The organism is Streptomyces griseoviridis (genome assembly GCF_005222485.1).
GTDB classification, from domain to species: domain Bacteria; phylum Actinomycetota; class Actinomycetes; order Streptomycetales; family Streptomycetaceae; genus Streptomyces; species Streptomyces hintoniae.
The window spans coordinates 6,147,371-6,171,044 of the sequence record NZ_CP029078.1 but is presented as its reverse complement, the minus strand read 5'-3'; the positions used below and the strand labels follow the sequence as shown (position 1 = coordinate 6,171,044).

Here is a 23,674-nt window from a genome sequence, read left to right as displayed (position 1 = left end):
CGCCGCCGCCCACCCGGCGCCCGGAGGTTCGACCCGCCGACCTGCCCGTCGACGGAGAACGCCGGACGGGCCGAGGGTTCTCGGTCCGTCCGGCGTGCTGTCCTCGGACGTGCGGTGGCGGGTCCGTCAGACCAGGTTCACCGAGCGCGCGAACGTCGCGCCGATCTCCTCGCCGACCTCGGCCAGCACCGCGGGGGCGACCGTGTCGTCGACGGTGAGGACGGCGAGCGCCTCGCCGCCGACCGCCGAGCGGGCGACCTGCATGCCGGCGATGTTGATGCCCGCCTCGCCGAAGACCCGGCCGACGGTGCCGACGACACCGGGACGGTCCTCGTAGCGCAGCACCACCATGTGGTCGGCGAGGGCGAGGTCGACGTCGTAGTCGTCGACGGCGACGATCTTCTGGAGGTTCTTCGGGCCGGCCAGGGTGCCGGAGACCGACACCTCCTCGCCGGTGCCGAGGGTGCCGCGCACCGTCACCACGTTGCGGTGCTCCGACGCCTCCGAGCTGGTCGTCAGCCGCACCTCGACGCCGCGCTCCTGCGCGAACAGCGGGGCGTTGACGTACGACACCGTCTCGGCGACGACGTCCTCGAACACGCCCTTGAGCGCGGACAGTTCGAGCACCTTGACGTCGTGCTGGGTGATCTCGCCGTACACCTCGACGTCGAGGCGGACCGCGACCTCGCCGGCGAGCGCGGTGAAGATCCGGCCGAGGCGCTCGGCGAGCGGCAGACCGGGCTTGACGTCCTCGGCGATGACCCCGCCCTGGACGTTGACCGCGTCGGGGACCAGCTCACCTGCGAGGGCGAGGCGGACCGACTTGGCGACGGCGATACCGGCCTTCTCCTGCGCCTCGTCGGTGGAGGCACCGAGGTGCGGGGTGGCGACGACCTGGTCGAACTCGAACAGCGGGGAGTCCGTGCAGGGCTCCTTGGTGTAGACGTCGAGCCCGGCGCCGGCGACCCGGCCCTCCTTGAGCGCCGAGTACAGCGCCTCCTCGTCGACGATCCCGCCGCGCGCGGCGTTGACGATCCGCACGCTCGGCTTGACCTTGCGCAGCGCCTCGTCCCCGATCAGACCGAGGGTCTCGGGGGTCTTGGGCAGGTGCACGGTGATGAAGTCGGAGACCTCGAGCAGCTCGTCGAGGGAGAGCACCTTGACGCCCATCTGCGCGGCCCGCGCGGGCTGCACGTAGGGGTCGTAGGCGACGACCTTCATGCCGAAGGCGGACATCCGCTGCGCGACGAGCGCGCCGATGCGGCCGAGGCCGACGACGCCGAGGGTCTTCTCGGCCAGCTCGACACCGGTGTACTTGCTGCGCTTCCACTCGCCGTTCTTCAGCGCCGCGTTGGCCTGCGGGATGTTGCGGGCGGTGGCCAGGAGCAGACCGCAGGCCAGCTCGGCGGCGGTGACGATGTTGGAGGTCGGGGCGTTGACGACCATCACGCCCGCCTTGGTGGCGGCGGAGACGTCGACGTTGTCCAGGCCCACGCCGGCCCGCGCGACGACCTTGAGCCTGCCCGCGGCGGCCACGGCCTCCGCGTCGACCTTGGTGGCGGAGCGGATCAGGATCGCGTCGACGTCGGCGATGGCCGGGAGCAGCTCCGCCCGGTCCGCGCCGTTGCAGTGCCGGATCTCGAAGTCGGGCCCGAGCGCGTCCACGGTGGCGGGCGACAGTTCTTCGGCGATGAGTACGACAGGTTTCGAGCTCACGTGAGTCCTCACAAGTCCAGTGCGTGCGGACGGCCGTCCCGACGGCCGCATGCGGTGGAGGGAAGCGGCGCCGGGGAGCTGCGCACCCGCAGTCCCCCGGTGTCGCTGAGCCGCGTGGAAGACGCACGACGCTGTGGGCCTGACGCGTATGTGTGCAGCAGTGTAGTGGCGTCGCGCGCGACGTCTTACGCCGCTGCGGAAGGATCACCCGTCCGTGACGGGACAGGCGGGACGACGGGACCGGAGCGGTGGCCCCGGTCCCGTCGTCCGGAGGCTCAGGCCTCCTCGTTCACCCACGACATCAGCTTGCGGAGCTGCTTGCCGGTGGTCTCCAGCAGGTGCTCGGAGTCCTGCTTCTTGTACTCGTTGTACTTCTTCAGACCGCCGTGGTACTCGTCCATCCAGTTCTTGGCGAAGGTGCCGTCCTGGATCTCGGCGAGGATCTGCTTCATCTCGGCCTTGGTGGCGTCGGTGATGATGCGCGGGCCGGTGACGTAGTCGCCCCACTCGGCGGTCTCGGAGATCGACCAGCGCATCTTCTCCAGGCCGCCCTCGTACATGAGGTCGACAATCAGCTTCAGCTCGTGCAGGCACTCGAAGTAGGCGATCTCCGGCTGGTAGCCGGCCTCGGTCAGGGTCTCGAAGCCCGCCTTGACCAGGGCCGCGGTGCCACCGCAGAGGACGGCCTGCTCGCCGAAGAGGTCGGTCTCGGTCTCCTCGGTGAAGGTCGTCTTGATGACGCCGGCCCGGGTGCCGCCGATGCCCTTGGCGTAGGACAGGGCGAGCGCGAAGGCGTTGCCGGTGGCGTCCTGCTCGACGGCGGCGATGCAGGGAACGCCGCGGCCCTCCTCGTACTGGCGGCGGACCAGGTGGCCGGGGCCCTTCGGGGCGACCATGCAGACGTCCACGCCGGCCGGCGGCTTGATGAAGCCGAACCGGATGTTCAGGCCGTGGCCGAAGAACAGGGCGTCGCCGTCGTTGAGGTGGGGGGCGATGTGCTCCTCGTAGACCTGGCCCTGGATCGGGTCCGGGACGAGGATCATGATGACGTCGGCCTCGGCGGCGGCCTCGGACGGGCTCACCACGCGCAGGCCCTGCTCCTCGGCCTTCGCCTTGGACGTGGAGCCCTCGTGCAGGCCGACGCGCACGTCGACGCCCGAGTCGCGCAGCGACAGCGCGTGGGCGTGGCCCTGGCTGCCGTATCCGATGACCGCGACCTTGCGGCCCTGGATGATGGACAGGTCGGCGTCGGCGTCGTAGAACAGCTCGGCCACTGTGGTTCTCTCCTTGTGTACGGGTGTCGCTCTCCACCGTATGCCGGTGGGCGGAAGGGAAGTCTCGGGGTCTCGGCATACGGGCGGCCGGAGCCGCCCGCGCGCCGGTTACGCGGACCGGTCGAGCGCGCGCAGCGAACGGTCGGTGATGGAGCGGGCGCCGCGGCCGATGGCGATGGTGCCGGACTGGACCAGCTCCTTGATGCCGAACGGCTCCAGCATCTTGAGCATCGCGGACAGCTTCTCGCCCGAGCCGGTGGCCTCGATGGTGACGGCCTCCGGGGAGACGTCGACGGTCTTGGCGCGGAACAGCTGGACGATCTCGACGATCTGCGAGCGGGTCTCGTTGTCGGCGCGCACCTTCACCAGAACGAGTTCACGCTGGACGGCGTGGTTCGGCTCCAGCTCGACGATCTTCAGCACGTTGACGAGCTTGTTGAGCTGCTTGGTGACCTGTTCGAGGGGGAGTTCCTCGACACCGACCACGATGGTGATGCGGGAGATGTCGGGGTGCTCGGTGACGCCCACGGCGAGCGAGTCGATGTTGAAGCCCCGGCGGGAGAAGAGGGCGGCGATCCGGGCCAGGATGCCCGGTGTGTTCTCCACCAGGACGGAGAGCGTGTGCTTGGACATGGGTCTGATTCGTCTCTCTCGCTCAGTCGTCTTCGCTGTCGCCGAAGTCGGGGCGGACGTCCCGGGCGGCCAGGATCTCGTCGTTCGAGGTGCCGGCGGCGACCATCGGCCACACCATCGCGTCCTCGTGGACGATGAAGTCGACGACGACCGGGCGGTCGTTGATCGAGTTCGCCTCCTCGATCACCTTGTCGAGGTCGTCGGGGGACTCGCAGCGGATCGCGTAGCAGCCCATGGCCTCCGACAGCTTCACGAAGTCGGGGACGCGGGTGCCGGCGCTGGGCTGCTTGCCGTCGGCGCCGGGGCCGCTGTGCAGCACGGTGTTGGAGTAGCGCTGGTTGTAGAAGAGGGTCTGCCACTGGCGGACCATCCCGAGGGCGCCGTTGTTGATGATGGCGACCTTGATCGGGATGTTGTTCAGGGCGCAGGTGGTCAGTTCCTGATTGGTCATCTGGAAGCAGCCGTCGCCGTCGATCGCCCAGACGGTCTGGTCCTGGGCTCCCGCCTTGGCGCCCATCGCGGCCGGGACCGCGTAGCCCATGGTGCCCGCGCCGCCGGAGTTGAGCCAGGTGGCGGGCTTCTCGTACTGGATGAAGTGGGCGGACCACATCTGGTGCTGGCCGACGCCCGCCGCGAAGATCGTGCCCTCGGGGGCGAGCTGTCCGATGCGCTCGATGACCTGCTGCGGGGAGAGCGAGCCGTCGGCGGGCTGCTCGTAGCCGAGCGGGTAGGTGTCGCGCCACCGGCTGAGGTCCTTCCACCAGGCGGTGTAGTCGCCGCGGTGGCCCTCGCTGTGCTCCTTCTGGACGGCCTGGACGAGGTCGGCGATGACCTCGCGGGCGTCCCCGACGATCGGCACGTCCGCCTCGCGGTTCTTGCCGATCTCCGCCGGGTCGATGTCCGCGTGGACGATCTTGGCGTAGGGGGCGAAGCTGTCCAGCTTGCCGGTGACGCGGTCGTCGAAGCGGGCGCCGAGGGCGACGATCAGGTCGGCCTTCTGCAGCGCGGTGACGGCGGTGACCGCACCGTGCATGCCCGGCATTCCCACGTGCAGCGGGTGGCTGTCGGGGAACGCGCCGAGCGCCATCAGGGTGGTGGTGACGGGCGCTCCGGTGAGTTCGGCGAGGACCTTCAGCTCGGCGGTGGCCCGCGCCTTGAGGACGCCGCCGCCGACGTAGAGGACCGGGCGCTTGGCGGCGGTGATGAGCTTGGCGGCCTCGCGGATCTGCTTGGCGTGCGGCTTGGTGACCGGGCGGTAGCCGGGCAGGTCCATGACGGGCGGCCAGGAGAAGGTGGTCTGCGCCTGGAGGGCGTCCTTGGCGATGTCGACCAGGACCGGGCCCGGACGTCCGGTGGAGGCGATGTGGAACGCCTGCGCGATCACCCGGGGGATGTCCTCGGCCTTGGTGACCAGGAAGTTGTGCTTGGTGATCGGCATGGTGATGCCGACGATGTCCGCTTCCTGGAAGGCGTCCGTGCCGATCGCCTTGGAGGCGACCTGGCCGGTGATGGCGACCAGCGGCACGGAGTCCATGTGCGCGTCGGCGATCGGGGTGACGAGGTTGGTGGCGCCGGGGCCCGAGGTGGCCATGCAGACGCCGACCCTGCCGGTGGCCTGGGCGTAGCCGGTGGCCGCGTGTCCCGCGCCCTGCTCGTGGCGGACCAGGACGTGGCGGACCCGGGTGGAGTCCATGAGCGGGTCGTACGCGGGAAGGATCGCGCCGCCGGGAATGCCGAACACCGTGTCGGCCCCGACCTCCTCGAGCGAGCGGATGAGGGACTTCGCACCCGTGACGTGCTCGGGGGCGGAGTGCTGTCCTCCGGATCGGGGCCGCGGCTGCGGATGGTGGGCCCCGGAGGCCTGCTCGGTCATCGGCATTCTCTTCTCGATGCTGAGGGTTTTTGCGAGGTTTGTACGGGATTTGACTGTTGCGTCACGGGTGTCTGTGCAACAAAAAACCCCTCGTGCCATAAGGCAAGCGAGGGGAGCGCGCCGGGTGTGTCAGCCAGGAGTTCCGGGTCCGACCGGACGTCACCAGCTTCAGCCGACGCGCTTTCCAAGTACGAGAATTCGGGTGCGCATGGAACTGACCCTCCCCCCGGCACGTATCACGTGTCAAGTGGGTGGGACGGGAGTCTCATTATGTGAGCGGAGGATACTGCCGCCTCCCAGGACGGCGGTCACCCCCGCGCCGTACACCCCGGCGCCGCCGCCGCCGGCGAAGACCGGTTCGACGGGCCCGTGCGGCAGCGGGTAGTTGCCCGAGCCCAGGGCGCGGCGCAGCCGGTACTCGTCGAGCGGTCCCGAGAACGCCATGCCCTGCCCGTGGGTGCAGCCCATCGCGCGCAGCGCCACCACCTGCTCGGGCAGATCCACGCCCTCGGCCACGGACTGGAGCCCGAGGTCGCCCGCGATCCGCAGCAGCCCGCTGGTGATCTTGTGCAGCCTGGCCGACTCGACGACGCCCTCGACCAGCCCCCGGTCGAGCTTCAGGATGTCCACGGGGAGCCTGCGCAGCGCCGTGATGGCCGCGTAGCCGCTGCCGAAGCCGTCCAGCGCGATCCGTACGCCGAGCCGCCTGAGCGCCGCCAGACGCCGTTCCAGCTCGTCGAGGGAGACCCGGGGGTCGGTGTCGGACAGCTCGATCACCAGGGACCCGGACGGCAGCCCGTGCCGGGTCAGCAGCGCCTCGACGGAGCCGAGCGGCATCGACCGGTCGAGCAGCCTCCTTGCGCTCATCCGCACGCCCACCGGTACGTTCAGACCGGTGGCGGACCGCTCGGCGGCCCGCGCGACGGCCTCCTCCAGGACCCAGCGGCCCAGCTCCTGCGTCTTGTCGCTGTCCTCGGCGACCCGCAGGAACTCGGCGGGGGTGAACAGGACGCCCTGCGAGGACCGCCAGCGCGCCTGCGCGGTGAGCGAGGCGATCCGGCCGTCGGCGAGGGAGACCACGGGCTGGTGCAGCAGCGTGAACTCGCCGTCGTGCAGGGCGGCCCGCAGCCGGGTGGCCAGCTCCGCCTTGCGCGCGACGTCCTGCTGCATCTGCGGCGCGTACAGCTCGACGCGCCCCTTGCCCGCCGCCTTGGCCCGGTACATGGCGAGGTCGGCGTTGCGCAGCAACTCGCCCGCGCCGAGCCCGGGTTCGGCGAAGGCGACGCCGATGGAGGCGGCGACCCGGACATCGTTGCCGTCGATCAGGTAGGGCTGGGACAGGGTGACGCGCAGCCGGTCGGCGAGCTCCATGATCTGGCGCTCTCTGGCGGCCATGTCCCGGGTGCCGTCCCCGACGATCAGCGCGGCGAACTCGTCACCGCCGAGCCGGGAGGCGGTGTCGCCGTGCCGTACCGCGTCCTGGAGCCTGCGGGCTGCCTGCACCAGCAGTTCGTCGCCCGCCTGGTGGCCGATGGTGTCGTTGACGGCCTTGAAGCCGTCGAGGTCGATGAAGAGCACGGCGGTGCCGCGCAGATGGGCTCCGCGGTCGGAGACGCGGCGGCCGGAGAGCGCCTGCTGGACCCGCCGGGTGAACAGGGCGCGGTTGGGCAGGTCGGTGAGCGGGTCGTGCTCGGCGTTGTGCTGCAACTGGGCCTGGAGGCGGACCCGTTCGGTCACGTCCCGGCTGTTGAAGATGAGGCCGCCGTGGTGCCGGTTGACGGTGGACTCGACGTTGAGCCAGCCGCCGTCGCCGGAGCGGAAGCGGCACTCGATGCGGGTGGTGGGTTCGGTGAGCGGGCTGGCGGCGAGGAACCGGCGCACCTCGTGCACCACGCAGCCCAGGTCCTCCGGGTGGATGAGACCGGCCAGTTCGCTGCCGACCAGGTCGTCGGCCGAGCGGCCGTAGACACCGGCGGCGGCCGGGGAGACATAGCGCAGCACCCCGCTCGGCGCGGCGATCATGATGACGTCGCTCGACCCCTGCACCAGCGACCTGAAGTGGCTCTCCTTCTGGGCCAGTTCCTGGGTGAGGGTGATGTTGTCGAGCAGCATGATGCCCTGCCGGACCACGAGGGCGAGCACCACGGTGCCGCCGGTGATCAGCACCACCCGGTCGACGCTGCGGCCGTTGAGGACGTTGTAGAGAATCCCCAACGTGCAGACGGCGGCGGCCAGATAGGGCGTGAGCGCGGCCAGCGATCCGGCGATCGGCCGGGAGACCGGGTAGCGCCCGTGGTCGGCGCCGGGCGGCGGCGCCAGGTACGGCGGCCCGCCCGCCGGGCGTCCGGGCACGTGCTCGCGCACCACGCGGGTGGCCGGCTCCGGTTCGAGTCCCTCGTCGTCGGGGAAGGCGTGCCGGGTCGCGGCCCAGGGCGCGTAGGCGAGCAGCAGCGAGCCCGCGAACCAGCCCGCGTCCAGGAGTTGGCCCGAGCGGTAGTTGTTGTGCAGCAGCGGCGAGGTGAACAGGGCGTCGCTCATCACGGTCAGCGCCAGGGCGCCGATCGCCATGTTGACCGCCGTGCGGTTGACGGCTGAGCGCCGGAAGTGCAGCGCGAGGACCATGCTGACCAGGGCGATGTCCAGCAGCGGATACGCCAGGGACAGCGCGGTGTGGGCGACGCTCGGGCCGTCGAACTTGGCGGCCTGGGCGAGCGCGAGGCTCCACGACAGGGTGAGCAGCGAGCCGCCGATCAGCCAGGCGTCGAGGCCGAGGCAGACCCAACCGGCCTTGGTGACGGGCCGCTTGGCGAGCACCAGGAGTCCGACGATGGCCGGCGGCGCGAAGCACAGGAAGAAGAGATCGGCGTAACTGGGAGTGGGCACCGGACGCTCCAGGACGACCTCGTACCACCCCCAGACCCCGTTGCCGAGAGCCGCCATCGCCGAGGAGAGCGCGAACAGCAGCCAGGCGGGTCGGAAGCGGATCCGACGGGTGCGCGCGTAGAAGAAACAGGACACCGCGGCGGTGCCGGCCGCGGCACTCAGCCCGAAGTCACCCATGACACGGGCGGATTGCTCGGAACCCCAGCCGAGTGCGGAGCCCACGCCGTATCCCGCGCAGACCAGGGCCAGCAGAAGCTGGTGGACCAGGCTCGTCCAACCGCCGGCGGCCGGGGGCCGGGGCGGCGTGGGGGCGGAGTGCACCCGCAGCGCCGCGTCGACGGTGGTGGTGGAAGTCGACCAACTCACCGGGCCCTCCCGGTGCTTGCCGCTCCCGGATCGCGCCGTTCACAGTGCGCCGGATGCGTCCGACCGCGGCGCTCGCTGTGCCGCGGGTGGTGATGGCTGTGCCGGCAGCCGTGGCCGCCCTCGTGACCGCTTCTGCGCGCGTCCGTACACCAGCAGGGTCGCCGCCGGCGGCTTCGCCGCGTCGGATCGTTCGTCCATAGGCCGTGCATCGCCCGTCGCCCCCCTCACCGTCTCCATGTCATCCCCGGCGCCGAGCGGTGCACGGCGCAGCCCCTGCCCGGACGATACACCAGACTCGTCACTCAGGGACATAGTTCCTCTACTCTCCGTGACGACCAGCGGCGATGCGGGCACGGTACGCGCCCGGAGGGTTGCGGAGGGTGCCCGGGAGGGCGTTCGGGCCACCCACGGCGGCCCCGGCCGCGACAGGACCGACGGCGGGCGGCGGTGCCGGCGACGGCTACTCCCCCGTCGTGAGGATCACGTTCCGCAGCGGTTCCCGGTTCACGAACCGGGTCAGCTGATCGACCAGCAGGCGCTTGGCGCGGGGCGCGAACGCGGACGTGGGCCCGCCCACGTGCGGGGTGACGAGCACTCCTGGCGCCGTCCACAACGGGTGGGCGCGGGGCAGCGGTTCGGGGTCGGTGACGTCGAGGGCGGCGGTGATCCGGCCGTCCCGCAGCTCGGCGAGGAGCGCCTCGGTGTCGACGACGGGGCCGCGGGCGACGTTCACCAGGAGCGCGCCGTCCTTCATGCGGGCCAGGAACCCGGCGTCGGCCAGGTGACGGGTGGTGGCGGTGAGGGGCGTGGAGAGGATGACGACGTCGGCGTCCGGGAGCAGCGCGGGCAGGTCGGTCAGGGGGTGCACCGGCCCGCGCTCCGTGGTGCGCGCCGACCGTGCGACCCGTACCACCCGTGCGACCTCGAACGGGACGAGCCGGTCCTCGATCGCGGACCCGATCGAGCCGTACCCCACGATGAGGACGGTGCGGTCGGCGAGCGCGGGCCGGAAACCGCCGTTCCATTCGCCCCGGTCCTGCGCGCGCACGAAGTCCGGGACGCCGCGCAGCGAGGCCAGGGTCAGGGTGAGCGCCAGCTCCGCGGTGCTCGCCTCGTGCACCCCGCGCGCGTTGCAGAGCCGCACGCCCGCGGGCAGCAGTCCGAGCCCCGGCTCCACGCTGTCGACGCCCGCCGAGAGGGTCTGGACGACGTTCACGCCGGTCAGGTCGGCGAGCGGGCGCAGCGCGGTCTCGGCGGGCCGCATGTAGGGGACGACGTAGAAGACGCAGTCGGCCGGGTCCGCCGGGTACTCCTCGGCACCGTTCCAGTAGCGGGGGGTGAGGCCCTCGGGGAGGCCGTCGATCTCGTCCGGGGGGATGGGGAGCCACACGTCGGCAGTCATGCCAGGAGGCTATGTCAGGCCATCTGCGAGGCAGAGGTTAGGTTGGGGTCAGGGAGAGGGAGGGTCACGGCAGGTGGAGCGCAGGACGATCGGCGCCGGGGCGCTCTCGGTGGGTGCCGTCGGGCTCGGGTGCATGCCGATGAGCTGGGCGTACAACGGGTCGCGGCAGCGCGGCGACGAGTCGCTCAGGGCGGTGCACCGGGCACTCGACCTGGGGGTGACCCTGCTGGACACGGCCGACATGTACGGCCCGTTCACCAATGAGCTCTTACTGGGGCGGGCGTTGCGGGAGCGGCGCGACGAGGCGTTCGTGTCGACGAAGGTCGGGCTGCTGGTGGGCGAGCAGCACATCGTGGCCAACGGCCGTCCCGGCTATGTGCGTCGCGCCTGCGACGCCTCCCTGCGGCGGCTCGGCACCGAGGTGATCGACCTCTACCAGCTGCACCGGGCCGACCCCGAGGTGCCGGTCGAGGAGACCTGGGGGGCGATGGCGGAGCTGGTCGGGGCCGGGAAGGTGCGGGCGCTCGGGCTCTGCGCGGTGGGCGCGCGCGGCGGCCGGCGCTCGGTCGGCGGTCTGCACGACGGGACGCTGCGGCAACTGCGGCGCGTGCAGCAGGTGTTCCCGGTGAGCGCGGTGCAGGCGGAGCTGTCGGTGTGGTCGCCCGAGGCCCTGGAGTCGCTGCTGCCGTGGTGCGTGGCGCGGGACATCGGCTTCCTCGCCGCGATGCCGCTCGGCAACGGCTTCCTGACCGGGACGCTCACCCCGGGCGAGGGGTTCGAACGGGACGATCTGCGCGCCCGCCATCCGCGTTTCACGGCCGAGATGATGGCCGCGAACCAGCCGATCGTGGTGGGCCTGCGCCGGGTGGCCGCCCGGCACGGCAGAAACGTCACTCCGGCGCAGGTGGCCCTGGCGTGGGTGCTGGCGCAGGGGCGGCACGTGGTGCCGGTGCCGGGCGCCAAGCGGGAGCGGTGGGTGACGGAGAACAGCGCGGCGTCCCGGCTGCGGCTGACCCCACGGGACCTCGCAGAGATCGCGGAACTGCCCCGGGCGCTTGGTTCCTGGGACTGAGGGGGGCGGCGGGGTTGACGGGATCGGCGGGGCTGGCGCGGTTGACGGAGTTGGCGGGACCGGCGGGGCTGGCGGGATCAGCGGGGCTGGCGGGATCGGCGGGGCTGGCGCGGTTGACGGGGTTGCCGGGATCGGCGGGACCGCGCATCGGATCGCGGTGATCGGGAACCTGTGGGGCGCGGGCGGTGTATGACAGGGAGAACCCGCCGCGTCGAAGGGACCGAGATCGTGCGACGACCACTGCCGGCTGTGCTCGCTGTGGGGGCCGTGTCGGCCCTCCTGCTGACCGCGGGCTGCTCCTCAGCTCCGGACGGCGGCCCTTCGGGGGACGCCGGCACCCCGTCGGGCACCGGACCCTCCAGCTCCGCCGCGCCGCCCCGGGCGACCGCGTCGGCCGCGCCCGCCAAGGGGTCGGTGACGGTGGTGCGGACGGTCGCCGAGAACCTGAAGTCGCCGTGGGGGCTCGCCGCGCTGCCCGAGGGCGGGCTGCTGGTCTCCTCGCGCGACGAGGGGACGATCACCCGGATCGACGAGAAGACCGGCGGGAAGACCGAGCTGGGCGAGGTGCCCGGGGTCTCGGCCGCGGGCGAGGGCGGCCTCCTGGGCATCGCGCTCTCCCCTGACTACGCGGCGGACCACATGGTCTACGCGTACTTCACCTCCGCGTCCGACAACCGCATCGCCCGCATGGTGTACGACCCGCGCAAGCCGTCGGGCCAGCAGTTGGGGGCGCCGAACACGATCTTCCGCGGCATCCCCAAGGGCATGATCCACAACGGTGGCCGGATCGCGTTCGGTCCCGACAAGATGCTGTACGCGGGCACCGGGGAGAGCGGTGACCGCGGACTCGCCCAGGACCGGAAGTCCCTCGGCGGCAAGATCCTGCGGCTGACCCCGGAGGGCGAACCAGCGCCCGGCAACCCGTTCCCCGACTCCCCCGTGTACTCCTACGGCCACCGCAATGTGCAGGGCCTCGCCTGGGACTCCGACCAGCGCCTCTACGCCTCGGAGTTCGGCCAGGACACCTGGGACGAACTCAACGCGATCAAGCCGGGCGGCGACTACGGCTGGCCGAGCGCGGAGGGCACCTCCAAGGACCCGGCCTACCAGAACCCGATCGCCCAGTGGCACACGGCCGATGCCTCGCCCAGCGGCATCGCCTACGCCGGTGGCTCGATCTGGATGGCGGGCCTGCGCGGTGAGCGGCTGTGGCGGATCCCGCTGAAGGGCACGGAGGCGGCGGCGGACCCGCAGCCCTTCCTGAAGGGCGAGTACGGCCGGCTGCGGACGGTGGTGGCGGCGGGCGGCGACAAGCTGTGGCTGATGACGAGCGCGACGGACGGCCGGGGCACCCCGCGCAAGGGCGACGACAGAATCCTGGAACTGAAGGTGAAGTGACCACGCGTCGCGACCGACGGGAGGGGCTGCCCGGCGAGTGGACAGACGGCCGGACGCCCCGGCCATCGGCTCCCGCGCCCGTCCCGTACCCGGCTATCGGCTTCCGCGCCCGGCCGTAGGCTCCCGCCCCCGTCCCGTCCACGGCTATCGGCTCCCGGTCACGTCCCCGACCGTAGGCCCTCGTCCCGTCCCGTCCCGTCAGCTCTCCGTGGGCTCCTCGCCCGTCGTCGGCCGCGTGTCCGCGGGTTCCCGGTCGGGCCTTCGGACGACGACCTTGCCCGAAGCGAGGTCGACGGGACCGCGGCCCGGATCGCCGTCGCCGACGTCCTCGCGGGTCAGTTCCAGGCGGTTCTGTTCGTCGGTGGTGTGCTTGCGGCCCGGTGAGAACAACTCCTCGAAGGGACTGAACACGGCACCTCCCCTGTACGCCGGTCCCTCCACGGTACGCCCGGCGCCCCGAACCCACCCCGGCGCACTCCCCTCAGCGGACGGCCGGAAACAGCCCCTCGCGATGCGGTCGGGTGGTGCGGGCCTCGGCTTCCGGTTCTGCGGTGGTCTCGGTGGTCTCTGCGTGCTCTGCGTGCTCTGCGTGCCCGCTGTGCTCCGCCGCCGTGCGGCGGGCCGCGCGGCGGGTGCGGATCAGCTGGCGGGCCAGCCGTTCCTGTTCGGCGCGGCGGATGATGTCGGCGGAGCGCTGGCGGTGGGCCTGGTACTCGAACATGGGGTTTCCCTCGGGGAGTCGGGGCGACATCGCGGAGTGCGATGCCTCGACTCTCGTCTCCCGGAGGGGTGGGCCACATCGGGAGAGTTCCGCATCTTCCGAGGTGGCGGGGGCCTTAGGAACGCACGGGAGGGGCCTTAGGCGTCCGCGAGAGACTTGCGGACGCCTAAGGGCCTGTCGTTTGGATCATGCGGCGGTCGCGGGTCAGGCCACGCACATCTGCGGCGTTGTCGTCGGTTGCCGACGCTCCGCGTCGCCGCCCTCCTCCGCCTTGCAGCTGCACGCGTCCTGACCCGCTCGGGTCGGCTGATCAGGCGCCGCACATAGGCGCCGCCTGATCCAAACGACAGACCCTAAGGCCCCTCCTAGGTGCGGACCCCGCTCAGCTGGTGGAAGGCAGGCCGAGCAGGACGTCGGTGTACTTGAGGACGGCGAGGATCAGGCCGATCACGCCGAGGGCGACGCCCGCCCAGGCGACGGACTTGATCCACGGCGCCTGCTGGACCCGGCCGGGGACGCCGAACGCGGGCCGGGCGAGCACCACGACGCCGACGACCAGCGCGAGCAGCGCGAAGAGGCCGCCGTAGAGGGCGCTGGCGTGCCAGGCGTCGCCGTAGATCTCCTTGACCTGCGTGGCCACCGACGCCGAGGACGACGTGCGGAGCTGGCCGATGAGGGTCTCGCGGGCGGAGGCGACCGTGCCGAGCCAGCTGCCGGTCAGCGACACCAGACCGAGCGCGGCGGACACCACCGCGCCCGCGCCCTGGCCGACGCCCGCGGCGCTCTGCTCGACGGCGGGTACGTCCTCGTCGGGTTCCTCGTCGTCGCCGTCCGCCACCTGCTCGGCGTCGGTCGGCTCGACCGGCTCGGTCGTCCTGGGCTCGGCGGCCTCGGCCTGCTCCTCGGCGGAGTCGGCGGGCTTCACTGCCGAGACCTCGGTCCCGGCCTCGTCTTCAGTCTTGGTTCCCATACCTCGCACCGTACGGACGCTGTCTGAGAGGTCTCTTAATGATCGGCTGGCGATCGTCGAGCCCTCATTACCTGTCGTTACTGCGTGGCACGCGCGCGTGCTTCCCGCCATTCCGGGGCGAGGATCGACCACACCTCGACGTCGTGCCGCACCCCACCATAGGGGTGCGCCTCCCGGAGCACGGCATCGCGGCGCATTCCGAGCCGCCGGGCGACCTTGATGCTGGGTTCGTTGCCGGCCGCGGCGACCCATTCGACGCGGTGCATGCCGCGCTCTTCGACGGCGTGGTCGAGGAGCACGCGCATCGCGCGGGTCACCAGACCGTGCCCGGTACCGTCGGGTTCCAGCCAGCAGCCGACCTCGCAGTTGCCCTTCGCGGCGTCGAAGTTGAGGAACAGGACACCGCCGACGAGGGTGCCGTCCCGCCACAGTCCGTGCAGGGCGCCGGTGTCGGCGGCGCGCATGTCGGCGTACCGCTGGAGCAGCGCCCGCGCGGACTCGACGTCCGTCGCCTGGGCGCCGAAGGAGATGAACCGGGTGATGAACTCCCGTCCGCGGTCCAGGTGTGCGAGGAACTCCTCGGCCCGCCAAGGCTCCAGCGGCCTCAGTTCGGCCCCGTCCCCCAGGGATGTCACGTACATGCTGCTCCCGCCCCTCCGCCGTCCCGGCGTCCGTCGTGGTGATCAGCCTTTCATGGGCGGCGGGGCACCGCGGTGGCCGGATCCCGACGGACGGAAGAAGCCCCGGAGGAGACCTCCGGGGCTTCGGTCCGCCGTGGCTCAGCCTTCGCTGACGCCCAGCTTCTCCAGGATGAGTTCCTTGACGCGGGCCGCGTCGGCCTGTCCGCGGGTCGCCTTCATGACCGCGCCGACCAGGGCGCCGGCCGCGGCGACCTTGCCGCCGCGGATCTTGTCGGCGACGCCCGGGTTGCCGGCGATGGCCTCGTCGACGGCGGTGCCGAGCGCGGAGTCGTCGGAGACGACCTTCAGACCGCGCTTGTCGACGACCTCGTCCGGGGTGCCCTCGCCCGCGAGGACGCCCTCGATGACCTGGCGGGCCAGCTTGTCGTTGAGGTCACCGGAATTGACCAGTGCGGTGACCCGGGCGACCTGCTCGGGGGTGATCGGCAGTTCGTCGAGCGGGGTGCCCGACTCGTTGGCGCTGCGGGCCAGTTCGCCCATCCACCACTTGCGGGCCGAGGCCGCGTCGGCACCGGCGTCGATGCTGGCGACGATCAGGTCGAGCGCGCCCGCGTTGGTGATGGACTGCATGTCGGTGGCCGAGATGCCCCAGTCGGCGAGGAGCCGGTTGCGGCGGGCCAGCGGCAGTTCGGGCAGCGCGGAGCGGATCTCCTCGACCCACGCGCGGGACGGCGCGACCGGCACCAGGTCGGGCTCCGGGAAGTACCGGTAGTCCTCGGCCTCCTCCTTCACGCGGCCCGAGGTCGTCGACCCGGTGTCCTCGTGGAAGTGGCGGGTCTCCTGGATGATCGTGCCGCCCGAGGACAGCACGGCCGCGTGCCGCTGGATCTCGAAGCGGGCCGCGCGCTCCACGGACCGCAGCGAGTTGACGTTCTTGGTCTCCGAGCGGGTGCCGAACTTCGCGGTGGGGCTCGGGCGCAGCGACAGGTTCACGTCGCAGCGCATCTGGCCCATCTCCATCCGGGCCTCGGAGACGCCGAGCGCCTTGATGACCTCGCGCAGCTCGCGGACGTACGCCCGCGCGACCTCGGGGGCGCGCTCGCCCGCGCCCTCGATCGGCTTGGTGACGATCTCGATGAGCGGGATGCCGGCCCGGTTGTAGTCCAGGAGCGAGTGCGAGGCGCCGTGGATACGGCCCGTCGCACCGCCGACGTGGGTGGACTTGCCGGTGTCCTCCTCCATGTGGGCGCGCTCGATCTGCACCCGGAAGGTCTCGCCGTCCTCCAGCTGTACGTCGAGGTAGCCGTCGAAGGCGATCGGCTCGTCGTACTGGGAGGTCTGGAAGTTCTTCGGCATGTCCGGGTAGAAGTAGTTCTTCCGGGCGAACCGGCACCACTCGGCGATCTCGCAGTTCAGCGCGAGACCGATCTTGATGGCGGACTCGATGCCGATCGCGTTGACGACCGGGAGCGCGCCGGGCATGCCGAGGCAGGTCGGGCAGGTCTGCGAGTTGGGCTCGGCGCCCAGCTCGGTCGAGCAGCCGCAGAACATCTTGGTCCTGGTGCCGAGTTCGACATGGACCTCAAGGCCCATGACGGGGTCGTAGGACGCGAGCGCGTCCTCGTACGACACCAGGTCGGTCGTGGTGGTCACGGTGAAACTTCCCTCTCAGCCCAGCAGGACGTCGTCGTCGCCCAGCCGCTTCAGCTCGCGGTACAGGATGGCGAGGCCGGTGGCGATCGCGACCGCCGAGACGGTGGCGTCGACCAGCCGCAGGGTGTCCTGCTCGGTCCGGGCCTTCTTGATCTGCTTGGCGACGCTCAGCGCGCCGAAGGCCGTGGTTGCCATGGACAGGTACGTGCCGGACTTGGACTTCTTGAAGCCCTTGGCCTTGGTCAGTGCATTGCTCACAGCGACGGTGCCTCCTCAAGCAGCGGGTGACCCCACTTTTCCACGAAGGCGGCCTCGACGGCGGCACCCACCTTGTAAAGGCGGTCGTCCTTCAGCGCCGGGGCGATGATCTGGAGCCCGACCGGGAGGTTGTCCTCGGGGGCCAGACCGCAGGGCAGCGACATGGCCGCGTTGCCCGCCAGGTTGGTCGGAATGGTGCACAGGTCCGCGAGGTACATCGCCATCGGGTCGTCGGCGCGCTCGCCGATCGCGAAGGCGGTGGTCGGGGTCGTCGGCGAGACGATCACGTCCACCTGCTCGAAGGCCCGCTCGAAGTCGCGCGTGATGAGGGTGCGCACCTTCTGGGCCGAGCCGTAGTAGGCGTCGTAGTAGCCGCTGGACAGGGCGTAGGTGCCGAGCATGATGCGCCGCTTGACCTCGGGTCCGAAGCCGGCCTCACGGGTGAGGGAGGTGACCTCCTCGGCCGAACGGGTGCCGTCGTCGCCGGTCCGCGCGCCGTAGCGCAGACCGTCGAAGCGCGCCAGGTTCGAGGAGCACTCCGAGGGCGCGATCAGGTAGTAGGCCGAAAGGGCGAGGTCGAAGGACGGGCAGTCCAGCTCGACGATCTCGGCGCCCAGCGACTTCAGCAGCTCGACCGACTCGTCGAACCGCTGGATGACACCCGCCTGGTAGCCCTCGCCGCGGAACTGCTTGACGACGCCGACGCGCATGCCGTCGACGCTGCCGCTGCGGGCGGCCTCGACGACCGGCGGGACCGGCGCGTCGATCGACGTCGAGTCGAGCGGGTCGTGACCGGCGATGACCTCGTGCAGCAGCGCCGCGTCCAGGACCGTACGGGCGCACGGGCCGCCCTGGTCGAGGGAGGACGAGAACGCCACCATGCCGTAGCGGGAGACCGCGCCGTAGGTCGGCTTCACGCCGACCGTGCCGGTGACCGCGGCGGGCTGGCGGATGGAGCCGCCGGTGTCGGTGCCGATCGCCAGCGGCGCCTGGAAGGAGGCGAGCGCGGCGGAGGAACCGCCGCCCGAGCCGCCGGGGATCTTCGTCAGGTCCCAGGGGTTGCCGGTGGGCCCGTACGCGCTGTTCTCGGTGGAGGACCCCATGGCGAACTCGTCCATGTTGGTCTTGCCGAGGATGACCACGTCGGCGGCCTTCAGGCGCTTGGTGAGGGTCGCGTCGTACGGCGGGATCCAGCCTTCGAGGATCTTGGAGCCGACGGTCGTCGGGATGCCCTCGGTGGTGAAGATGTCCTTCAGCGCGAGCGGGACGCCGGCCAGCAGGCCGAGCTTCTCGCCCCGGGCGCGCTTGTCGTCGACGGCGCGGGCCTGGGCCAGCGCGCCCTCGCGGTCGACGTGCAGGAAGGCGTGCACCTTCTCGTCGACGGCCTCGATGCGGGCCAGGTGCGCCTCGGTGACCTGGACGGCCGTGAGGTCGCCCGAGGCGATCCGCGCCGCGGTCTCGGCCGCGGTGAGCTTGATGATGTCCGTCATGGTGGTTAGTCCTCCCCCAGGATCTGCGGCACCTTGAAACGCTGCTGCTCCTGGGCCGGGGCGCCGGAGAGCGCCTGCTCGGGGGTGAGCGACGGACGGACCTCGTCCGCCCGCATGACGTTCGTCAGCGGGAGCGGGTGCGAGGTCGGCGGCACGTCTTGGTCGGCGACCTCACTGACGCGGGCGACCGCGCCGATGATGTCGTCCAGCTGTCCCGCGAAGTGGTCGAGTTCTTCGCTCTGCAGCTCCAGACGCGCCAGCCGGGCGAGGTGGGCGACCTCCTCGCGCGTGATGCCAGGCATGCAGCGTTCCTCTGGGGTGAGTGGGAGTGATGTGGGCCCAATCCTAGGCCGCGCGACCGGATACCCGTTAAACGGTTTCGCGGGGGCCCCGGGCCGCGGGCGCGAGGAGGCGCGGCCCGCGGGTCACTCGGCGGCCGGGAGCACGGCGCGCGGGCGCTGCCAGCCCCGCGAGCCCCGGGCCAGCAGCCAGGCCGTCGTCTCCTCGGGAGGCATCGCCGCGGCGACCAGCCAGCCCTGCACGGCGTCGCAGCCGAGGTCGCGCAGGCGCTCCCAGGTCTCGTCGTCCTCGACGCCCTCCGCGACGACGAGCAGCCCGAGGGAGTGCGCGAGGTCGACCGTGCAGCGCACGATCTCCGCGTCCTCGGTGTCGACGGCGAGCCGGGCCACGAACGAGCGGTCGATCTTCAGCTCGCTGACCGGCAGCCGCCGCAGGTGCACCAGCGACGAGTACCCGGTGCCGAAGTCGTCGAGGGACATCTTGACGCCGTGCCCGGTCAGCCCGGCGAGGGTGTCGGCGGCCCGCTGCGGGTCCTCGAGGAGCACGTGCTCGGTGATCTCCAGCTGGAGCGAGCCGGCCGGAACACCGTGCCGGGCGAGCCGCGCGGCGACCGACCCGGCGAACCCCGGGGTGTGCACGTCGCGCGGGGAGACGTTGACGGCCACCGGCACGTACAGGCCCTGCGCCCGCCACCTGGCGACCTGCGCGAGCGCCGTGTCCAGGACGTACTCGGTGAGGTGGGGCATGAGGCCCGACGACTCGGCGATCGCTATGAACTCGTCCGGCGGGACCTTGCCGCGCTCCGGGTGCACCCACCGCACCAACGCCTCGAGACCGGCCACCTGGCCGTCGAAGCGGACCTTGGGCTGGTAGTGCAGCTGCACCTCGTGGGCGTCGAGCGCCCGGCGCAGATCGCCGAGGAGACCGAGCCGGTCGGGGGTGTTGGAGTCCCGCTTGGACTCGTAGACCTCGACGCCCGTGCGGTCCCGCTTCGCCTGGTACATCGCCACGTCGGCCCGGCGCAGCAGCCCCTCGGCGTCCAGCGCGTGGTCGGGGAAGACGGCGACGCCCGCGCTGGCCTCCAGGACGAGGGTGAGGCCGTCGAGGTCGAGCGGCGAGGAGAGCGCGGAGACCAGGGCGCGGGCCACCCGGGTGGCGGACGTCGTGGAGTCGGCGACCGGCAGCAGCACCGCGAACTCGTCGCCGCCGAGCCGCGCGGCCTCCGCGCCGCGCGGCAGCGCCACCCGCAGCCGGTCCGCTATCTGGAGCAGCAGCCGGTCCCCGGCGAGGTGGCCGAGGGTGTCGTTGACGGACCGGAACCGGTCGAGGTCGATGAGCATCAGCGCGGAGCGGGCGCCGATGCGTTCGGCGTCGTCGAGCGCGGTCCAGATGCGTTCGAGGAGCCACTGCCGGTTGGGGAGTCCGGTCAGCGGGTCGCGCAGCTGCTCCTCGGCGCGGGCGCGGGCGATCCACAGGGTGGAGTCGAGGGCGATCAGCGGGATCGCGAACAGCGGCAGCAGCACCGGCTGGGCGACGGCGACCACGCAGACCAGCGGGGCGATGCCGAGCAGCGCGACGGCCACCAGGCCCTGTCTGACCAGGGCGGTGCGGGCGGCGGTGGGCAGTCCGCCGCGGTGCGGCACGTTCAGGAACCAGAGCAGGGCGCGGGTGACGAGGAGGTAGGCGGCGGCGACGAGGAGGACCTCGGGGACGGTGTAGAGGGTCCAGCCGTCCGGGTTCCAGGGGTGCTCGACCGACGGCACCCGGCCGCAGGCGCTGAGCACCAGGGCGCCCGCGCCGATGCCGAGGATGTCGACCGCGCCGTGTCTGACGCCCTGGCGCCAGCGGTTGCGGCGGGCGGTGCCGACCAGCACGACGACGACGAGGCTGACCATGCCGGCCGGCACCCAGCCGTACAGCAGCAGCACGGCGAGGGTGAGCGCGGCGCCCGACCCGGTGCCGCCCCACCAGCGGGCGCGGCCGAGCATCACGAGGTGGCCGACGATGACGCCGGTGAGCAGGGCGAGGGACCAGCCGACGGTGCCGGCCGGGAAGAGCGCGTGCGCTCCGCTGAACGCCCGGTAGAAACCGGCGCCCAGGACGAGGACCGCCGCCGTGACGACCGCCGCGGGCAGCGCGGGCCAGGCCGGCTGCCGTTCGGCGTCGTGCGCGGTCCCCGCCGGGTGGCCGACGCCGAGGTGGCCCGCTCCCTGGCGCGGGGAGCCGGGCCCGGTGGGTACCGCGAACTGTCCGACGGCTCGGGTCTCCAGGCCGGGACGCTCCGACGCCCGCACCGTCCACCGGCCCGCCCGCAGGGGGCCGGTGACCCGGCGTCGGGGCAGCCGGGAGTCCGGGGCGGCGCTCTCGGTCGGTTCCATTCGCGTCCCTCTCACCCAGCCGGCGGTGCCCACGCCATGCGGTCCGCTGTCCGACAGCCTTCAACGGCACCGCGTCGGAAAGCCCTTGCCCCGCTCGTCAGGAGCGGGAAGATGCCCCGACCGCAGCTGGGCGCGGCAGGCGCATCCCTCAACAGTAGGCCGCGGAAGGCTTCCAGGGGCAGCGGTCGCCGACGGTTGCCCGAATGCGCCCCCGCCACCCTTATGCATCTGGTATGCGCCGATCGGGTGACCTTCAACCGCCCCAGGTCGCTGCTCCTGGGCCGTTTCCCGGCCATCGTCCCCTCCCCTCGCCGGGCCCCCCGCCGGGCCCCTCGCCGGGCCCCTCGGCCGGTGCCGCCGCCCGCCGCTCTACGCCTCGGCCTGCCCCTCGGCCTGCGCCTCGCCCTCCGCCGGGGCCTGCTCGCCGGTCGGTTCGCCGGCCTGCTCGCCGGTCTGCTCGTCCCGGAGGGCGACCTCGGCCGCGGCGTCCGGTCCCCGCTCCAGCAGGATCTCGAACCCCGCCTCGTCGAGCACCGGCACCTTGAGCTGCACCGCCTTGTCGTGCTTCGAGCCGGGGTTCTCGCCGACGACCACGAACGACGTCTTCTTGGAGACCGATCCGGTCACCTTGGCGCCCCGGGTCTGGAGGGCCTCCTTGGCGCCGTCGCGGGTGAACCGTTCGAGGGTGCCGGTGACGACGACGGTGAGCCCTTCGAGGGGGCGCGGGCCCTCGTCCTCGCCCGAGCCCTCCTCCTCCATCCGCACACCGGCCGCCCGCCACTTGCGGATGATCTCCTGGTGCCACTCCTCGGCGAACCACTCCTTGAGGGAGGCGGCGATGATGCCGCCCACGCCGTCGGTGTTCGACAGCTCCTCCTCGGTGGCCCGCTCGATGCGCTCGATCGAGCGGAACTCGCGGGCCAGCGCCTCGGCGGCGACCGGACCGACATGACGGATCGACAGGCCGGTGAGGACCCGGGCCAGCGGGCGTTCCTTGGCGGCCGCGATGTTCTCCAGCATCGCGAGGGCGTTCTTGCGGGGTTCGCCCTGCTGGTTGGCGAAGACGGTGGCGACCTTCTCCTCGCCGGTCTTCGGGTCCCGCTTCGGCAGCCCGCTGTCCTGGTCGAGGACGTACGCCTTGATCGGCAGCAGCTGCTCGATGGTGAGGTCGAAGAGGTCGCCCTCGTCCCTCAGCGGTGACTCGGCGGGCTCGAGCGGCCGGGTGAGGGCCGCCGCGGAGACATAGCCGAAGTTCTCGATGTCCAGCGCCTTGCGGCCCGCGAGGTAGAACAGGCGCTCGCGCAACTGGGCGGGGCAGCTGCGGGCGTTGGGGCAGCGCAGGTCGACGTCGCCCTCCTTCATCGGCCTGAGCGGGGTCCCGCACTCGGGGCACTCGGCGGGCATCGCGAACGGGCGCTCGCTGCCGTCGCGCAGGTCGGCGACCGGGCCGAGGATCTCCGGGATGACGTCACCGGCCTTGCGCAGCACCACGGTGTCGCCGATGAGGACGCCCTTGGCCTTGACGACGTCCTGGTTGTGCAGGGTGGCGAACTCGACCTCGGAACCGGCGACCGTGACCGGCTCGACCTGCGCGTACGGCGTGACCCTGCCGGTGCGGCCGACGCCCACCCGGATGTTGACGAGCTTGGTGTTGACCTCCTCGGGCGCGTACTTGTACGCGATGGCCCAGCGCGGCGCGCGGGAGGTGGAGCCGAGCCTGCCCTGGAGGGCGATCTCGTCGAGCTTGATGACGGCGCCGTCGATCTCGTGCTCCACGGAGTGCCGGTTCTCACCGAAGTAGGTGATGAACCCGCGTACGCCGTCGAGCCCTTCGACCACCTTGTTGTGGCGGCCGGTGGGCAGGCCCCAGGACCTGAGGAGGTCGTACGCCTGGGAGAGGCGGGTGAGGCCCTCGTAGCCCTCCAGGGCGCCGATGCCGTGGACGACCATGTGCAGCGGGCGTCCCGCGGTGACCCGCGGGTCCTTCTGGCGCAGTGAACCGGCCGCCGCGTTGCGGGGGTTGGCGAAGGGCTTCTCGCCTGCCTCGACCAGCCGGGCGTTGAGGGCCTGGAACTCCTCCATCGGGAAGTAGACCTCGCCGCGGATCTCCACGAGGTCGGGCACCACCGTGCCGGCGAGCCGGTCCGGGATCTCGGTGATGGTGCGGACGTTGGGGGTGATGTCCTCGCCGGTGCGGCCGTCGCCGCGGGTCGCGGCGCGGGTCAGACGGCCGTGCTCGTAGGTGAGGTTGACGGCGAGGCCGTCGACCTTCGGCTCGCAGAGCAGGTGGTAGTCGGTGGTGCCGACGTCCTTGGCGATCCGCTCCGCCCAGGCGGCCAGCTCCTCGTCGTTGAAGGCGTTGTCGAGGGAGAGCATCCGGGTGCGGTGGCGCACGGACGTGAAGTCCGTCTGGTAGGCGCCCGCGACCTTCTGGGTCGGGGAGTCCGGGGTGCGCAGCTGCGGGTACTCCTCCTCCAGCGCCTCCAGGGAGCGCAGGAGTTCGTCGAAGTCCGCGTCGCTGACGACCGGGGCGTCGTTCACGTAGTACCGGAAGCGGTGCTCCTCGATCCGCTCAGCGAGCTGCGCGTGCTTCTCCCGTGCCTCACTGGGCACCGTCGTATCCGCCTGCTTGTCGCCGGCCACCGT

General features: G+C 71.8%; 18 protein-coding genes. 2 read left to right on the top strand and 16 right to left on the bottom strand.

The annotated features are described in order from the left end of the window. Positions 1-126: 126 nt before the first annotated feature. From serA to DDJ31_RS26790, 6 genes are all read right to left on the bottom strand, one after another. A complete protein-coding gene (gene serA, locus DDJ31_RS26815) occupies positions 127-1,716 on the bottom strand; it encodes a phosphoglycerate dehydrogenase (protein WP_127177807.1) in 1,590 nt (529 codons plus the stop codon). A 275-nt stretch (positions 1,717-1,991) separates the two neighbouring features. Beyond that, on the bottom strand, positions 1,992-2,990 hold the full coding sequence (gene ilvC / locus DDJ31_RS26810; protein WP_127177808.1) for a ketol-acid reductoisomerase: 999 nt from the start codon (positions 2,988-2,990) through the stop codon (positions 1,992-1,994). Between the two features lie 108 nt (positions 2,991-3,098). Continuing rightward, entirely contained in the window at positions 3,099-3,623 is a 525-nt protein-coding gene (gene ilvN, locus DDJ31_RS26805; protein WP_127177809.1) for an acetolactate synthase small subunit, read from the bottom strand. A gap of 22 nt (positions 3,624-3,645) precedes the next feature. Beyond that, positions 3,646-5,502: an acetolactate synthase large subunit gene (locus DDJ31_RS26800; protein ID WP_127177810.1), complete on the bottom strand. Its 1,857-nt coding sequence runs from the start codon at positions 5,500-5,502 to the stop codon at positions 3,646-3,648. Positions 5,503-5,739: 237 nt separating this feature from the next. Continuing rightward, on the bottom strand, positions 5,740-8,745 hold the full coding sequence (locus tag DDJ31_RS26795; protein ID WP_127177811.1) for a putative bifunctional diguanylate cyclase/phosphodiesterase: 3,006 nt from the start codon (positions 8,743-8,745) through the stop codon (positions 5,740-5,742). A 460-nt stretch (positions 8,746-9,205) separates the two neighbouring features. After that, positions 9,206-10,147 (bottom strand): 2-hydroxyacid dehydrogenase, encoded by a 942-nt coding sequence (locus DDJ31_RS26790; RefSeq protein ID WP_127177812.1) that lies wholly within the window; start codon positions 10,145-10,147, stop codon positions 9,206-9,208. A gap of 73 nt (positions 10,148-10,220) precedes the next feature. Here DDJ31_RS26790 and DDJ31_RS26785 point away from each other — a divergent pair, with 73 nt between their 5' ends. Together DDJ31_RS26785 and DDJ31_RS26780 are read left to right on the top strand one after the other, a co-directional pair. Then, on the top strand, positions 10,221-11,219 hold the full coding sequence (locus DDJ31_RS26785) for an aldo/keto reductase (RefSeq protein ID WP_127177813.1): 999 nt from the start codon (positions 10,221-10,223) through the stop codon (positions 11,217-11,219). A gap of 189 nt (positions 11,220-11,408) precedes the next feature. Then, entirely contained in the window at positions 11,409-12,617 is a 1,209-nt protein-coding gene (locus tag DDJ31_RS26780) for a PQQ-dependent sugar dehydrogenase (protein ID WP_127177814.1), read from the top strand. 198 nt (positions 12,618-12,815) lie between these two features. Here the strand turns inward: DDJ31_RS26780 and DDJ31_RS26775 are convergent, their stop codons facing one another. The 10 genes from DDJ31_RS26775 to ligA all read right to left on the bottom strand — a co-directional run bounded on the left by DDJ31_RS26775 (position 12,816) and on the right by ligA (position 23,671). After that, positions 12,816-13,028, bottom strand: a complete 213-nt coding sequence (locus tag DDJ31_RS26775; protein ID WP_127177815.1) for a DUF6191 domain-containing protein — start codon at positions 13,026-13,028, stop codon at positions 12,816-12,818. 70 nt (positions 13,029-13,098) lie between these two features. Next, the gene (locus DDJ31_RS26770; RefSeq protein ID WP_127177816.1) at positions 13,099-13,338 is read right to left on the bottom strand and encodes a hypothetical protein; all 240 of its coding nucleotides are present in this window, start codon (positions 13,336-13,338) and stop codon (positions 13,099-13,101) included. Between the two features lie 382 nt (positions 13,339-13,720). Continuing rightward, entirely contained in the window at positions 13,721-14,308 is a 588-nt protein-coding gene (locus DDJ31_RS26765; RefSeq protein ID WP_127177817.1) for a hypothetical protein, read from the bottom strand. 77 nt (positions 14,309-14,385) lie between these two features. After that, a complete protein-coding gene (locus DDJ31_RS26760; RefSeq protein ID WP_127177818.1) occupies positions 14,386-14,949 on the bottom strand; it encodes a GNAT family N-acetyltransferase in 564 nt (187 codons plus the stop codon). Between the two features lie 138 nt (positions 14,950-15,087). Next, positions 15,088-16,602: an Asp-tRNA(Asn)/Glu-tRNA(Gln) amidotransferase subunit GatB gene (gatB, locus tag DDJ31_RS26755; protein WP_127177819.1), complete on the bottom strand. Its 1,515-nt coding sequence runs from the start codon at positions 16,600-16,602 to the stop codon at positions 15,088-15,090. A gap of 15 nt (positions 16,603-16,617) precedes the next feature. Beyond that, positions 16,618-16,860, bottom strand: a complete 243-nt coding sequence (locus DDJ31_RS26750) for a hypothetical protein (RefSeq protein ID WP_127177820.1) — start codon at positions 16,858-16,860, stop codon at positions 16,618-16,620. Beyond that, positions 16,857-18,350, bottom strand: coding sequence for an Asp-tRNA(Asn)/Glu-tRNA(Gln) amidotransferase subunit GatA (gatA, locus tag DDJ31_RS26745; RefSeq protein ID WP_127177821.1), 1,494 nt, complete (start codon positions 18,348-18,350; stop codon positions 16,857-16,859). The genes DDJ31_RS26750 and gatA overlap by 4 nt, the downstream gene beginning before the upstream one ends. A gap of 5 nt (positions 18,351-18,355) precedes the next feature. After that, positions 18,356-18,652, bottom strand: a complete 297-nt coding sequence (gene gatC / locus DDJ31_RS26740; RefSeq protein ID WP_127177822.1) for an Asp-tRNA(Asn)/Glu-tRNA(Gln) amidotransferase subunit GatC — start codon at positions 18,650-18,652, stop codon at positions 18,356-18,358. A gap of 123 nt (positions 18,653-18,775) precedes the next feature. Continuing rightward, the gene (locus tag DDJ31_RS26735; protein ID WP_127177823.1) at positions 18,776-21,028 is read right to left on the bottom strand and encodes a putative bifunctional diguanylate cyclase/phosphodiesterase; all 2,253 of its coding nucleotides are present in this window, start codon (positions 21,026-21,028) and stop codon (positions 18,776-18,778) included. Positions 21,029-21,397: 369 nt separating this feature from the next. Continuing rightward, positions 21,398-23,671 carry an NAD-dependent DNA ligase LigA gene (gene ligA / locus DDJ31_RS26730; RefSeq protein ID WP_127177824.1) on the bottom strand — a complete coding sequence of 758 codons (2,274 nt, stop codon included), beginning with the start codon at positions 23,669-23,671 and terminating at the stop codon, positions 21,398-21,400. Positions 23,672-23,674 lie beyond the last annotated feature (3 nt).

What these genes read in the sequence shown, in the direction of transcription:
- DDJ31_RS26760 (WP_127177818.1), bottom strand. Translation starts at nt 14,949, where the DNA reads ATGTACGTGACATCCCTGGGGGACGGGGCCGAACTGAGGCCGCTGGAG.
- DDJ31_RS26770 (WP_127177816.1), bottom strand. Translation starts at nt 13,338, where the DNA reads ATGTTCGAGTACCAGGCCCACCGCCAGCGCTCCGCCGACATCATCCGC.
- DDJ31_RS26735 (WP_127177823.1), bottom strand. Translation starts at nt 21,028, where the DNA reads ATGGAACCGACCGAGAGCGCCGCCCCGGACTCCCGGCTGCCCCGACGC.
- gatC (WP_127177822.1), bottom strand. Translation starts at nt 18,652, where the DNA reads ATGCCTGGCATCACGCGCGAGGAGGTCGCCCACCTCGCCCGGCTGGCG.
- gatA (WP_127177821.1), bottom strand. Translation starts at nt 18,350, where the DNA reads ATGACGGACATCATCAAGCTCACCGCGGCCGAGACCGCGGCGCGGATC.
- DDJ31_RS26790 (WP_127177812.1), bottom strand. Translation starts at nt 10,147, where the DNA reads ATGACTGCCGACGTGTGGCTCCCCATCCCCCCGGACGAGATCGACGGC.
- DDJ31_RS26765 (WP_127177817.1), bottom strand. Translation starts at nt 14,308, where the DNA reads ATGGGAACCAAGACTGAAGACGAGGCCGGGACCGAGGTCTCGGCAGTG.
- DDJ31_RS26780 (WP_127177814.1), top strand. Translation starts at nt 11,409, where the DNA reads ATGACAGGGAGAACCCGCCGCGTCGAAGGGACCGAGATCGTGCGACGA.
- ilvN (WP_127177809.1), bottom strand. Translation starts at nt 3,623, where the DNA reads ATGTCCAAGCACACGCTCTCCGTCCTGGTGGAGAACACACCGGGCATC.
- DDJ31_RS26800 (WP_127177810.1), bottom strand. Translation starts at nt 5,502, where the DNA reads ATGCCGATGACCGAGCAGGCCTCCGGGGCCCACCATCCGCAGCCGCGG.